This window comes from Variovorax xiamenensis, assembly GCF_050916385.1.
Taxonomy (GTDB): domain Bacteria; phylum Pseudomonadota; class Gammaproteobacteria; order Burkholderiales; family Burkholderiaceae_C; genus Variovorax.
The window spans coordinates 2412879-2424802 of the sequence record NZ_CP139038.1 but is presented as its reverse complement, the minus strand read 5'-3'; the positions used below and the strand labels follow the sequence as shown (position 1 = coordinate 2424802).

General features: G+C 69.1%; 14 protein-coding genes. 7 read left to right on the top strand and 7 right to left on the bottom strand.

The annotated features are described in order from the left end of the window. The first annotated feature begins 18 nt into the window (after positions 1–18). Both SFB74_RS10640 and SFB74_RS10635 read left to right on the top strand, forming a co-directional pair. Positions 19–702 carry a gamma-glutamylcyclotransferase gene (locus SFB74_RS10640; protein ID WP_432730783.1) on the top strand — a complete coding sequence of 228 codons (684 nt, stop codon included), beginning with the start codon at positions 19–21 and terminating at the stop codon, positions 700–702. Continuing rightward, on the top strand, positions 699–1238 hold the full coding sequence (locus SFB74_RS10635; protein WP_432730782.1) for a superoxide dismutase family protein: 540 nt from the start codon (positions 699–701) through the stop codon (positions 1236–1238). The genes SFB74_RS10640 and SFB74_RS10635 overlap by 4 nt, the downstream gene beginning before the upstream one ends. 22 nt (positions 1239–1260) lie before the next feature. On the opposite strand, the gene SFB74_RS10630 is transcribed toward SFB74_RS10635, so the two are convergent. Beyond that, on the bottom strand, positions 1261–1830 hold the full coding sequence (locus SFB74_RS10630) for a nucleotidyltransferase family protein (RefSeq protein WP_432730781.1): 570 nt from the start codon (positions 1828–1830) through the stop codon (positions 1261–1263). Positions 1831–1859: 29 nt separating this feature from the next. Here SFB74_RS10630 and pdxH point away from each other — a divergent pair, with 29 nt between their 5' ends. Then, entirely contained in the window at positions 1860–2513 is a 654-nt protein-coding gene (gene pdxH / locus SFB74_RS10625) for a pyridoxamine 5'-phosphate oxidase (RefSeq protein ID WP_432730779.1), read from the top strand. A gap of 12 nt (positions 2514–2525) precedes the next feature. Here the strand turns inward: pdxH and SFB74_RS10620 are convergent, their stop codons facing one another. From SFB74_RS10620 to msrA, 6 genes are all read right to left on the bottom strand, one after another. Beyond that, the gene (locus tag SFB74_RS10620; protein WP_432730778.1) at positions 2526–3734 is read right to left on the bottom strand and encodes an OmpA family protein; all 1209 of its coding nucleotides are present in this window, start codon (positions 3732–3734) and stop codon (positions 2526–2528) included. Continuing rightward, positions 3728–4126: a hypothetical protein gene (locus SFB74_RS10615; protein ID WP_432730777.1), complete on the bottom strand. Its 399-nt coding sequence runs from the start codon at positions 4124–4126 to the stop codon at positions 3728–3730. Before SFB74_RS10615 ends, SFB74_RS10620 begins: the two co-directional genes overlap by 7 nt. Positions 4127–4307: 181 nt before the next feature. Beyond that, the gene (locus SFB74_RS10610) at positions 4308–5261 is read right to left on the bottom strand and encodes an AEC family transporter (protein WP_432730776.1); all 954 of its coding nucleotides are present in this window, start codon (positions 5259–5261) and stop codon (positions 4308–4310) included. 49 nt (positions 5262–5310) lie between these two features. Further along, a complete protein-coding gene (locus tag SFB74_RS10605) occupies positions 5311–7428 on the bottom strand; it encodes a TonB-dependent receptor (RefSeq protein ID WP_432730775.1) in 2118 nt (705 codons plus the stop codon). A 79-nt stretch (positions 7429–7507) separates the two neighbouring features. After that, positions 7508–7888, bottom strand: coding sequence for a hypothetical protein (locus SFB74_RS10600; protein WP_432730774.1), 381 nt, complete (start codon positions 7886–7888; stop codon positions 7508–7510). Between the two features lie 13 nt (positions 7889–7901). Beyond that, positions 7902–8453, bottom strand: coding sequence for a peptide-methionine (S)-S-oxide reductase MsrA (msrA, locus tag SFB74_RS10595; RefSeq protein WP_432730773.1), 552 nt, complete (start codon positions 8451–8453; stop codon positions 7902–7904). Positions 8454–8555: 102 nt separating this feature from the next. Between msrA and SFB74_RS10590 the strand changes: the two genes are divergently transcribed. From SFB74_RS10590 to SFB74_RS10575, 4 genes are read left to right on the top strand one after another with little or no spacing between them, the layout of a single operon-like run. Continuing rightward, positions 8556–9278 (top strand): TetR/AcrR family transcriptional regulator, encoded by a 723-nt coding sequence (locus tag SFB74_RS10590; protein ID WP_432731918.1) that lies wholly within the window; start codon positions 8556–8558, stop codon positions 9276–9278. A 21-nt stretch (positions 9279–9299) separates the two neighbouring features. After that, the gene (locus SFB74_RS10585) at positions 9300–9977 is read left to right on the top strand and encodes a protein-L-isoaspartate O-methyltransferase family protein (RefSeq protein WP_432730772.1); all 678 of its coding nucleotides are present in this window, start codon (positions 9300–9302) and stop codon (positions 9975–9977) included. Positions 9978–9996: 19 nt separating this feature from the next. Further along, on the top strand, positions 9997–10332 hold the full coding sequence (locus SFB74_RS10580; protein WP_093300961.1) for a rhodanese-like domain-containing protein: 336 nt from the start codon (positions 9997–9999) through the stop codon (positions 10330–10332). Positions 10333–10353: 21 nt separating this feature from the next. Next, a complete protein-coding gene (locus SFB74_RS10575; protein ID WP_432730771.1) occupies positions 10354–11913 on the top strand; it encodes a TolC family outer membrane protein in 1560 nt (519 codons plus the stop codon). The last annotated feature ends 11 nt before the right edge of the window (positions 11914–11924 follow it).

The window sequence follows — 11924 nt, the reverse complement described above, 5'->3', positions numbered from 1 at the left end:
CCGCCGGGACTCGACCCCATGCCCACTCCCCTGCGCGACCCGCAGCCGATGCTCGAGCGCGCCATTGCCGACTGGGGCGGGCACGAGGATCTCTGGCTCTTCGGCTACGGCTCACTGATCTGGCGGCCCGATTTCGGCTTTTCCGAGCGCAGGCCGGCCTGGGTGCACGGCTGGCACCGGGCGCTGAAGATGTGGAGCCGCGTGAACCGGGGCAGCGTGCAGACGCCGGGCCTGGTGTTCGGGCTGCTCTCCGGCGGCAGCTGCCGCGGCATGGTGTTCCGCGTGCCCAGGGCCGAGGGCCTCGAGACCCTTCGCCGCCTCTGGCTGCGCGAAATGCCTACCGGGGTGTACGACCCCAAGTGGCTGCGCTGCGGCACGGCCGAGGGCAATGTGCGCGCGCTGGCCTTCACGCTCTCGAGGCGCAGCCCCAACTTCACCGGCCAGCTCAGCGACGAGCGCTACCGCCACATCTTCGCCAACGCCGTCGGCCGCTACGGCAGCTCGCTCGACTACGCCCAGCAGACGCTGCTGGAGCTGCAGCGCCACTCGATCCACGATGCCGCGCTGGCGCGGCTGGTGGCGCTGGCCGAGGCGAAGGAACAGCTGCTGTCCGATTGCGATGCGCCGCAGGCTCCGGTATATGTTCCGGGGTCTTCAGACAACCCTTCCCAAAACTCCGGTCCTTTCAAGGAAAACACATGAACCAAAGTCGTCTCATCGCCACCGGCGCCGCCCTCCTCGCCTCGGCCCTGCTGGCCGCCTGCGGCAGCATGGGCGGCAAGCCCAGCGCCGCCGTCGAGCTGGTGCCGACCGCAGCGATCACGCCCAACCCGACGCGCGGCACGGTGACCTTCACCGCCCTCGACCATGGCGTGCGCGTGGCGGGCGAAGTGCGCGGCCTGGTGCCGGGCAGCGAGCACGGCTTCCACATCCACGAAAAGGGCGACTGCGGCGACAACGGCAATGCCTCGGGCGGCCACTTCAATCCGACCGGCGGCACGCACGGCAAGTTCGGCGCGCCGGGCAGCCACGCCGGCGAGCTGCCCAGCCTGGTGGCCGATGCCAAGGGCGTGGCCCGCTTCAGCGTGGAAGACCACTCGATCTCGCTCACCCCGGGAGCCACCAACAGCGTCGTCGGCCGCGCACTCGTGGTGCACCGCGACCCCGACGACTTCACGACGCAGCCCGCCGGCAATTCGGGCCCGCGCATCGCCTGCTCGGTGATCCCGAAGCCCTGAACGGGAAAGAAAAAGCAGGAGGCTAGGCGCCCCCGCGCGCCAGCCACAGCGCCTCGGCCTGCGCCAGCGCCTCGGGCGTGTCGATGTCGGTGACCACGCCCACGTCGTCCACCGCGAGATCTGCGACCGAATCGATGGCGCGCATCGCCCGCAGGACCGATGCCGCGCCGGCCGCCCCTTCCAACAAAGCAAGCTGCTCGCCGCACACGGCTGCGAAGCCCACGGGGTGGCCCCGCTCGCCCTGGTACTGCGGCTGGACTGCATTCACCGTACCGGCGAGGGCGGCCGCCACGGCCTGCAGCGTCTGCGGCAGCACCAGCGGAAGGTCGCCCGGCAATATCAGCCAGCCCGCAGCGTCCTGAGTGGCTCGCACCGCGGCCGCGATCGAGTCGCCCATGCCGGGATGCCCGGCGTCTTCCACGTGCCACGGCAGGCCGCTGGCACGCACCGCGTCCAGCGTGCGCTCCAGCACCGGCCTTCCGGCCAGCAACGCCTTGAGCTTCGAACCGGTGCCGCCAGCCGCGACGAAGCGCTCGCCACGGCCAGAGGCCAGCACGATCACCACCGGGGAATTCGCCTTCTGCATCGTCATGGGCGGAGTATGTGCGCAACAATCCCGGCATGACTTCTCCTCTTTCCAAAGACGAGCTGGCCGCGCTGCGCAAGAGCTACGAGCGCGCCGAGCTCGACGAGACCCGCAGCGCAGGCGATCCGCTGAAGCAGTTCGAACGCTGGCTCACCGAGGCCGTCGACGCCCACGTGCCCGAGCCCAACGCGATGACGCTGTGCACCGTGGGCAGCGACCTGCGGCCCTCCAGCCGCATCGTTCTCATCAAGGGTTACGACGCACGCGGACTCGTCTGGTACACCAACTACGAAAGCCGCAAGGGCCGCGAACTCTCGGGCAATCCGTATGCCTCGCTGCAGTTCCACTGGGTCGAGCTGGAGCGCGTGGTGCGCATCGAGGGCCGCGTCGAGAAGGCCAGCGCCGAGGAAAGCGACGCCTACTTCGCAAGCCGCCCGCTCGACTCGCGCATCGGCGCATGGGCCAGCCCGCAGAGCGAAGTGATCAGCGGGCGCGAAGTGCTCGTGAAGAACGCCGCCGTGTTCGCCGCCAAGCACCTGCTCTCGCCGCCGCGCCCGCCGCACTGGGGCGGCTACCGGCTGGTGCCCGACCGCTGGGAGTTCTGGCAGGGCCGCAAGAGCCGGCTGCACGACCGGCTGCGCTACAGGCTCGAAGGCGCGGACTGGGTGCGCGAGCGCCTGGCTCCGTGAGGCGGATCGTCGTCAGGCCTCGCAACCTACGACCTTGAATTCGACGCGCCGATCCAGCGCGTCGCTCGCGTCGTCGGCACCTGTGCCGACGATGTTCTCGCGGAAGCCCATGCCCGATTCGCGCAGCTTCTTCGACAGCGGCGGGGCCTCGCCCACCAACTTCGCCTTCACGCTGGTCGCGCGCTGCAGCGACAGCCGCTCGTTCACCGCCTCGGAGCCCGTGCGGCTGGTGTGGCCCGTGACCACCACGCACGAATCGATCTGCGCCGCCTGCCGCGCGATCTGGCGCAGCCACATCGGATAGGCGGCGCTGATCTTCGGATCGGAAAGAAAGTCGGTCGAGCCCGGCTTGAACAGGAACTTCACGCTCAGGTTGTTGGTTTCGAGCCCCAGCCGCGCGATGGTGCCGAAGGTCTTCTCGGCGTCGGCCGTGCGGCCGAGCTGCGACTGCGTGAGGTACAGCCCGCTGTAGATGCGCAGCTGCTGCCCGTCGGGCCGCTTCGACGCGGCCTCGTATCGGCTCAGCGCCTCGCTCATGCGGCCGGCCTCGTAGGCGGCGGTGGCTTCCTGCAGCACGGTGGCGGTCGGCAGGCGCTCCAGGTACAGCGCGTCGGCCGCCTGGCCGGGCTGCGTTTCGGCGGTGCGGATGTAGCCCTCGACGCCGCGGTCCTTGCCATTCACCGGGCTGTCGCGGAAGAAGGCGGTGGGGCGGGTGTCGAGCGAGGCGTCGCTGATGCGCGTCACCGATTGCGCGATCACCACGCCGCTCTTGATCTCGGTGAGCGCGAGGTTCAGCCGGTAGGGAGCGCCCGAGGCGTCCTTGTCGCGCACCAGCGTGCCGTTGAGCACGTACTGCGCGTTGCCGATCTCGGTGGCGTTGAAGGGCGAGACGGTGAACTGCTTGAACTGCGCCTGCATGCGCTGGACGATGCGCTGCTCGGCCACGCGCGTCACCTCGGTCTGCTGGCCGCTCGCGCCTTCGAGCAGAGGGTCGATCACGATGCGGCGCTGCGCGAGCGTCGACTCCACCTTGGCGAGGAAGGCCGGCAGTTTCTGGGTCTGCACCATCAGGTCGTCGACCGCCTGGTTCACGGCCTGGTCGAAGGGCATGGCGTTGCCGGGCGCGGGGCGGTGTGCGCAGGCGGCGGCGAGCACGGCGGCGCACAGCGCGAACGCGCGCAGCGCCAGGCGAGCGCGGTGAGTGGGGGTCGTCATCAGCATTGGCTCCTCAATGTCTTCATGTCCTGGTCCGACAGCGGCTCGCCGACGGCGGCGCGCATGTTGATTTCGGTGCAGCGCTTCGACGGCGCGGGGCGTGGCGCGGCGGCGGCTTCGCGTTGCACCGGTGGTTGTGGCGATGGCGGCGGCGCGGCCGGCTGCGGGCGGACCCTGGCCACCGGCTTCGGTTTCGACGGCCCCTCCTCGGCCTTCTCCGTTTTTTCCGGTTTTTCCGTCTTGTCTGCCTTGCCCGCACCCGGCAGTTCCGTCGGCTCGCCGCGCGGCACGCTCACCGAAAGGCAGGGCGTGCGGCACGGCTTGGGCGCCTCGGCGGCTGTCTCGGCAGCCTGTGCGGGACGGCCGTGCAGCGCGATCACCGTCGCGACCACCGCCATAGCAAGAAGGGGCGAAGAGCGCGCCGGGTGAATCATCAGCCCGGAAATGTAGGGGCCCGAAGCCCGCGCGGCATCTCGCCAAACGGCCACCCTGCCGAACGGCATAGGCGGGCCGCGCTGGAGCGCTAAGGCGAAAGTGCGCGGGACGCCAAGGGAAGGAGACTGAAGGAGACGGAAGGACTCAGGGCAGCCACTGCACGCACATCATCACCAGCGTGAGCGTGGCGAGCGCGAGCACCGTCGAGACCGCGACGCTGGCCGTCACCAGGTCTTCGGCCGTGCGGTAGCGCTGCGAGAACAGGAACACGTTGGCGCCAATGGGCAGCGCTGCGGCCACCACCATCACCGTGAGCGGAATGCCGCGCACGCCCAGCAGCCAGCCGATGAGCGCCACCAGCAGCGGATGCAGCAGGTTCTTCACCAGCGCCTGCACCAGCGCGCCGCGCCAGTGCCGCCCGATGGGCGTGAGCGCGAGCGTGATGCCCACCATCACCAGCGCGATCGGGCCGAAGGCCTGGCCGAGAAGCTGGATCGGCTTGTCGAGCGCCTCGGGCATCACCAGCCCGGTCTGCGCGAACAGCAGGCCCGCGATGATCGGCAAGGGCACCGGGTGAATGATGGCGTTGCGCAGCGCGCGCATCACGGTGCGCGCCATCGACGGGCGCTTCTCGCTGCCGGAGGCACCGGCCTGCTCGCGCGCCACGGCCAGCTCCAGCACCACGGTGGCGCTGGTCAGCAGCACCAGCGAATGCAGCGAGATCAGAGTGAGCAGCACCACCATGCCTTCCTCGCCGTAGGCCAGGCCGATCAGCGCGATGCCGATCATCACGGTGTTGCTGTAGGTGTTGGCCAGCGCGATCACCGCCGCCGTGCGGTTGAAGCCGCGCAGCGCCAGCGTGCCAGCGAACAGCAGGCCTGAGGCGATGAAGTACGCCGCCACCGGCTTCAGGCTCAGTTGCTCGACGTGCACCGTGCTCATCGCGCGGAACAGCAGCGCGGGCGCGAGCAGCAGGAAGATGAGGTGCGAGAGGTCCTTCACCGCGCCGCCGCCGATCCAGCGCCGCTTGCCGGCCAGGTAGCCCGCGGCAATCAGCACGACCACGGGCACGAGCGAGGAGATGACGAAGGAATTCACCCGGCGAGGATAGCCGAGGGGCTTCCGCCGCCCTCCCCTGCGCTCAGGCTCAGAAGGTCACGCGCAGGCCGACCTTCAGCGAGCGGCCCGGAAGCGGGGCGTTCGGGTACACCGTCGTCGTCAGGATCGAGGTCGCGCTGTAGGCCAGCTTGTTCGTGATGTTGTCCATGCGCGCGTACCAGGTGAGGTTGGCGCGCTGCACCTTCATGCGGTAGGTGATGGCGGCGTTCCACAGCGTGTAGGCATCGGTCTCGCGCGCGCCCACCGAGGGCACGCGGCGCTGCGCGGCGTTGTAGTCGAAGCCGAAGCGTGCGCCCCACGGGCCGTTGTTGTAGGCCAGCGTCGCGCCCAGGCGCAGCGGCGCGATGCGCGGCAGCGGCTCGCCGGTGTCGAGGTTCTTCGCGCGCACGATGTCGCCGCGCCATTCGAGGTCGAGCGTGCCCGCGTCGTCCATGCGCGCGAAGCCGTCGGAGCCCAGCAGGCGCAGGTTGCCGTTGGCCTCGATGCCGGTGAAGCGCGCGCGCACGCCGCCGTAGACGTACTCGGCCAGCGTGTCGGTGGCGCCGGGCTCGGCCACGTTGCCTTCCTCGTCGAGGTTGCGCCCCGTCGCCGTCAGGCCGATGTAGTTGCTGAAGCGCGTGACGTAGGCGTTCACGCGGGCCGTGTTGGGGCCCGACTTCCACTGGGCGCCCAGGTCGAAGCCGGTGGACTTCTCCTTCTTCAGGTTCGGGTCGCCCACTTCCCAGGCGCCGGTGGCGACGTGGGGGCCGTTGGCCAGCAGTTCGTAGTCCTTCGGCGCGCGCTCGGTGTAGGCGAGGTTCGAGGTCAGTTGCCACTGCGGCGCGAGGTTCACCAGCGCACCGAAGGCCGCGCTGTGCGGATTGAAGGTGCGCTCGCCGATGGCGAAGCGCGTGACCGTCGGATCGTCGGGGTAGCCCAGCGAGCGGATGCGGACCTGCTCGGTGCGCGCACCGAAGCTCAGGCGGCCCCACGAAGTGCCGTATTCCTCGAACAGGAACAGCGCGTTCGTGCGCGTGCGGCTGTGCGGCGCGAAGGCTTCCTCGCCGTCGGCGGCGAAGCGGTTGGTCTCGCTGCTGAAGCCGACCAGGCCCTCGAAGTTGCCGATCTTCTGGTGGCGCGCCTCGATGCGCAGGTCGTTGCTCATGTTCGAGAAGGTCGTGCCGGGCGTGCCGCCCTCGAACTCGGTGTGGCGGTAGTTCGTGTGGCTGAGCTTGGCGTGGATGCTGCTGATGAAGCCGCCCGGGCGCCACTCGCCCTCGAGCGCGTAGCGGTCGGACTTCATGTTGATGGTCACGTCGTCCTCGGCCACCGTGCCGTACTTGCTTCGGTAGCTGCTGACCGAGGCGCCGATGTAGCCCTGGTCGAAGAACACCGTGCCGCCGAACGCGCCGCCGTTCGCCTCGTTGGCCGAGTTGCAGATCTTGCGCGCCGTCCAAGGCGAGCCCGGCTTGCTGCACTCGAGGCTGATCGGCACCGAGACGTCCTTGGAGTCGCGGTTGAAGGCATCGACGTGCAGCGCGATGCGGTCGTTGCCGCCTTCGACCACCACGCCGCCGTTCTTCTCCTTGTTGCCAGTGGAGTAGCCCAGGTCAGCGCGGCCACCGAAGCCGTTGATCGGCTCCGTGGGAATGCGGTTGTCGATCACGTTGACCACGCCGCCCACGGCGCTGCCGCCGTACTGCAGCGCCGAGGGCCCGCGCAGCACCTCGATGCGCTCGGTGACCAGCGCATCGACCGGCACGGCGTGGTCGTAGCTCAGCGACGAGGCATCGGGCGCGGCGCCGCCGTTCTGCAGGATGCGGATGCGGTCGCCGTCCTGGCCGCGGATGATCGGCCGGCTCGCGTTGGGGCCGAAGTAGCTGCTGCTCACGCCGGGCACGTTGTCCAGCGTTTCGCCGAGGGTCGACTGGGAGCGAAGCAACAGCTTGTCGCCCGAAAGGGAGGTGGTCGGCGCAATCAGGTCGGAGGCCCCGAGCGGGTTGCCGGTGACGGTGATCTCGCGCAGGCTCGCGGCGTCGGCGGCTTGGGGCTGGGCGGCCGGGGCGGCCTGGGCGGTATCAGGCGCCTGCGTCTGGGCCATGCTTGCGAAGGAGGCAAGCGAAAGAACGGCAACGCCGATGGCGTTGCGACGGAAATTGGGAGTCATGAATGGACACTCGGTGAATCAAGGGACGACCAGCCGCCACCGCGCGCGAAGCGGGTGCAGCAGCCGGAACACAGGGGATTCAGCGAGTGGAAGGCGGGCCGCGCGCGTCGAAGAGCGCGACCCAGCGGGCGAGAGCCTCGCCCTGCAGGAAAGCGAAAGTGGCCGATGGCAGCAGCACCGGCAGCACCACCAGCGGCACGCCGGGCGCCGCCGAGCCGTGGGAAAGCTGGTCGTACAGCCGGCACTCGGCGTCGGTGTGATCGCCGAAAAGGCTGGCCAGGTGATGGCCCGCGTGCTTGTGCACCACCTGCGCGGCCTGCGCCACGGCGGCCGGCAGGCCCGGCACGTGCAGCGAACGGTGCATCAGCCCCAGCGTGCCCGCGAACCACAGCGCCACCGCGAGCACGCAGACGAGCGCGCGGGTCGAGCGGGTGCGGTGCTGGCGGATGGCGACGTGCACGAAGAAGCTGGCTTCAGGCCTTGAGGCGCGACGCGAAGGTCTTCTGGAACTTCTCGACCTTCGGCCCCACGACGAACGCGCAGTAGCCCTGGTTCGGGTTGTTCAGGAAGTAGTCCTGGTGATAGGCCTCGGCCGTCGAATAGTTGGCCAGCGGCGCAACCTCGGTCACGACGGGCGAGTGGTAGGTCTTGCTGGCCTCGATCTCGCGGATGACGTCCTGCGCCACCTGCTTCTGCGCTTCATCCGTGTAGTAGATGCCGCTGCGGTACTGGGTGCCGACGTCGTTGCCCTGGCGGTTGAGCGTGGTCGGGTCGTGCACGACGAAGAAGATCTCGAGGATCTCGCGCAGGCTGATCTGCGCCGGGTCGAATTCGAGCTTCACCACCTCGGCATGGCCGGTGCGGCCGGTGCAGACCTGCTCGTAGGTCGGATTGACGGTCTGGCCGTTGCAGTAGCCCGATTCGACGTCGAGCACGCCCTGGACCCGGTCGAAAACCGCCTCGGTGCACCAGAAGCAGCCTCCGCCCAAAACGATGGTTTCGGTGGGCGACGATGATGTGGACATGGTGCTGCTCCGGAGGAGGTTGAAAAGGCGAACCCGATATTGTCGCGGCTTGACGTGACGGATGCCCGTCACTACATTACTAACCAACGAGTCATTAAGAGCATGTCCACGCCCCGTTCCTTCGTCGACAAGATCTGCCCGGTCCGCGCCAAGCGCGAGCGCCGGAAGGAGGCGCGCCCCGGCGAACTGCTGGCGGCCGCGCTCGATCTGTTCGTCGAAAAGGGCTTCGCCGCCACCCGCTCCGAGGAAGTGGCGGCGCGCGCCGGCGTTTCCAAGGGCACCCTCTTCCTCTACTTTCCGAGCAAGGAAGAACTGTTCAAGGCCGTGGTCATCGAAAACCTCGGCGGCCGTTTCACTGAGTGGAATGCCGAGTTCGAGGCCTTCGAGGGCACCACCGCCGACATGCTGCGCTACTGCATGAACGTGTGGTGGGAACGCGTCGGCAAGACCCAGGCCTCGGGCCTGACCAAGCTCATGATGAGCGAGGGCGCCAATTTTCCCGCGTTGGCGGAGTTCTACCGCGAGCAGGTGGTCCGCCCCGGCCACGACCTGCTGCGGCGCATTTTCCAGCGCGGCATCGACAGCGGCGAGTTCGCGCCCATGGACATCGACCACGCGATCTACTCGGTGGTCGCGCCCATGGTCTTTCTCATGCTCTGGAAGCATTCGGCCATGGTCTGCGTCGACGGCACCGCGGCGCTCGACCCCGAAAAGTACCTGGCGACCCAGGCGGAAGTGGTGATCAACGGCCTCAGCGTGCGCCCCGGAAGGCCGACCGAACCGGGGGTGTCATCGGTGGCACCTAAAATTGAAGGTTTGTCCTGAGCCCACAAGGAAAGCCACGCCATGAACCCCACCCCCACCCTCGAGCGCTTGCGCTTCAACATGATCGAGCAGCAGATCCGCCCCTGGGACGTGCTCGACAACGACATCCTCGAGCTGCTGGCCGAAATCCACCGCGAGGACTACGTGCCCGACGCGCACCGCACGCTATCGTTCTTCGACATGGAACTGCCGCTGCTCGACGGCTCCGTGCCCGGCGAGATCATGCTGTCGCCCAAGGTCGAGGCCCGCACGCTGCAGGACCTGCACATCCAGAAGCACGAGACCGTGCTCGAGATCGGCACCGGCTCCGGCTTCATGGCCGCCCTGCTGGGCGCCCGCGCCGCGCAGGTGCTGTCGCTCGAAATCAACCCCGTGCTGGCCGCCCGTGCCGCGGAGACGCTGCGCCAGAACGGCGTGACCAACGTCGAAGTGCGCAATGCCGACGGCGCCGTGCCCCTGCCCAGCGGCCCGAGCTTCGACGTGATCGTGCTCAGCGGTTCCGTCGCCCGCATTCCGCAGAACCTGCTGGGTTCGCTCAAGGTCGGCGGCCGTCTCTCGGCCATCGTCGGCGACGAGCCGATGATGCGCGCCCACTTCGTCACCCGCACCAGCGAAAGCAAGTGGGACACCGTCCAGCCCTGGGACACGATGGCGCCGCGCCTGCTGAACTTCCCCGAGCCCTCGCGCTTCGCGTTCTGAGCAGACGGTTGACCGAAGCATGATCGACCAAGTCCGCCCCGCCGACCTCGCCGCCTGGTTCGCGCAGAACGCCGACGCCGCCCCCGTGCTGCTCGACGTGCGCGAGCCCTGGGAGTTGCAGACGGCGAGCGTCGCGCCCCAGGGCTTCACCCTGGTGGCGATTCCGATGAACGAGATCCCCGGGCGGTTGGCCGAGCTGAATGACGGCCAACGCATCGCCTGCCTGTGCCACCACGGCGCGCGCAGCCAGCGCGTGGCCGCCTTCCTGAACCAGAACGGCTTTGACCAGCTCGCCAACGTGGCGGGCGGCATCGACGCCTGGTCCTCGCACGACCCTACGGTCCCGCGCTACTGATTCTTTCCCCAAGGACGTTCAATGCCTTCCAGGCCCCGGCTTTCGCCTCTTTCCGCAGCGCTCGCAACCACCTTCGCAGCCCTGCTCGCATCGCCGGCCCTGACCCAGGCCCAGACACTGAACGAACTCTACGAATCCGCCCGCGGCTTCGACGCCACCTACCAGGGTGCGCGGGCGCAGTACGACGCGAACATCGCGCGCGCCGCGCAGGCCAAGGCCGGCATCCTGCCCTCCGTGGGGCTCACGGCCGGCGTGACGCGCAGCGACCTCGACATCGACACCCTCACGGGCACCGGCCGGGGCACCTCCGCGTCGCGCGACTTCAACACGCAGAACGTCGGCATCAACGCCACGCAGCCGCTGTACCGGCCCGCCAACTGGGCCACCTACGAGCAGGGCAAGCGCCAGGCCGACATCGCGCAGGCGGTGCTCACCATCGCCGAACAGGACCTGATCGTGCGCGTGAGCCAGGCCTACTTCGACGTGCTCGCGAGCCAGGACAGCCTGGCGCTCGTGCGCGCGCAGAAGGTCGCCGTGGCCGAGCAGCTGGCTTCCGCCAAGCGCAACTTCGAGGTCGGCACCTCCACCATCACCGACTCGCGCGAGGCCCAGGCCCGATACGACCTGGTGATCGCGCAGGAAATCGCGGCCGAGAACGACCTGCAGGTGAAGAAGGTGGTGCTCGACCAGCTGGTGGGCCGCCCCGGCAGCGTGCCGGTGCCGCTGGCAGTGCCGGTGGTGCTGCCGACCGCGACGCCCGCCGACATCAACGCCTGGGTCTCGCAGGCCGACGATGTGCACCCCGCCATCCGCCAGGCCCGCCTCGGACTCGACGTGGCCGGGCTCGAAGTGGACAAGGCCAAGGCCGGCCACAAGCCCACGCTGGACGCCAACCTGGGCTACAACGTCACGCGCAACCCGACCGGCACCAGCACGAGCACCGTGGGCACGCGCGTCAACGCGGCCACCGTGGGCGTCACCTTCAACCTGCCGCTTTTCGCCGGCTTCGCCACCGAGAACCGCATCAAGGAAACGCTGGCGCTCGAAGACCAGTCGCGCAGCGTGCTCGAAGGCACGCGCCGCAGCGTGGCGCAGGCCACGCGCGCGGCGTACCTCGGGCTCGTCTCGGGTGCGGGGCAGGTGAAGGCGCTGGAAGCCGCCGAGGCCTCGAGCCAGAGCGCGCTCGATGCCAACCGCCTCGGCTACCAGGTGGGCGTGCGCATCAACATCGACGTGCTGAACTCGCAGAGCCAGCTCTACCAGACCAAGCGCGACCTCGCGCAGGCGCGCTACAACGTGCTGCTGGGCAACCTGAAGCTGCGCCAGGCCAACGGCACGCTGACCACCGACGACATGAACGCGATCAACGCGACGCTGGCGAGCAGCGGCAGCGTGCCTGCCGTGCCGCCGGCCATCGGCCCCGATCGCGGCACGACGTCGCCCGCGGTGCCCGCAGTGCCTGTGGCGCCGCCGAGCATTCCCGTGGTCCCGCCGGTGCAGACGCCGCAGTTCAATCCTCCGGCGCCGACGATGCCTTCGGCACCCGTGCCGCCGGTGATCCTGAATCCGCCGGTGCGCTGAGCAAGCGCGTT

Coding starts and splice junctions, on each gene's coding strand:
- SFB74_RS10635 (WP_432730782.1), top strand. CDS start 699: ATGAACCAAAGTCGTCTCATCGCCACCGGCGCCGCCCTCCTCGCCTCG.
- SFB74_RS10620 (WP_432730778.1), bottom strand. CDS start 3,734: ATGCTGATGACGACCCCCACTCACCGCGCTCGCCTGGCGCTGCGCGCG.
- SFB74_RS10575 (WP_432730771.1), top strand. CDS start 10,354: ATGCCTTCCAGGCCCCGGCTTTCGCCTCTTTCCGCAGCGCTCGCAACC.
- SFB74_RS10630 (WP_432730781.1), bottom strand. CDS start 1,830: ATGACGATGCAGAAGGCGAATTCCCCGGTGGTGATCGTGCTGGCCTCT.
- SFB74_RS10605 (WP_432730775.1), bottom strand. CDS start 7,428: ATGACTCCCAATTTCCGTCGCAACGCCATCGGCGTTGCCGTTCTTTCG.
- SFB74_RS10640 (WP_432730783.1), top strand. CDS start 19: ATGCCCACTCCCCTGCGCGACCCGCAGCCGATGCTCGAGCGCGCCATT.
- SFB74_RS10615 (WP_432730777.1), bottom strand. CDS start 4,126: ATGGCGGTGGTCGCGACGGTGATCGCGCTGCACGGCCGTCCCGCACAG.
- pdxH (WP_432730779.1), top strand. CDS start 1,860: ATGACTTCTCCTCTTTCCAAAGACGAGCTGGCCGCGCTGCGCAAGAGC.
- SFB74_RS10590 (WP_432731918.1), top strand. CDS start 8,556: ATGTCCACGCCCCGTTCCTTCGTCGACAAGATCTGCCCGGTCCGCGCC.
- msrA (WP_432730773.1), bottom strand. CDS start 8,453: ATGTCCACATCATCGTCGCCCACCGAAACCATCGTTTTGGGCGGAGGC.
- SFB74_RS10580 (WP_093300961.1), top strand. CDS start 9,997: ATGATCGACCAAGTCCGCCCCGCCGACCTCGCCGCCTGGTTCGCGCAG.
- SFB74_RS10585 (WP_432730772.1), top strand. CDS start 9,300: ATGAACCCCACCCCCACCCTCGAGCGCTTGCGCTTCAACATGATCGAG.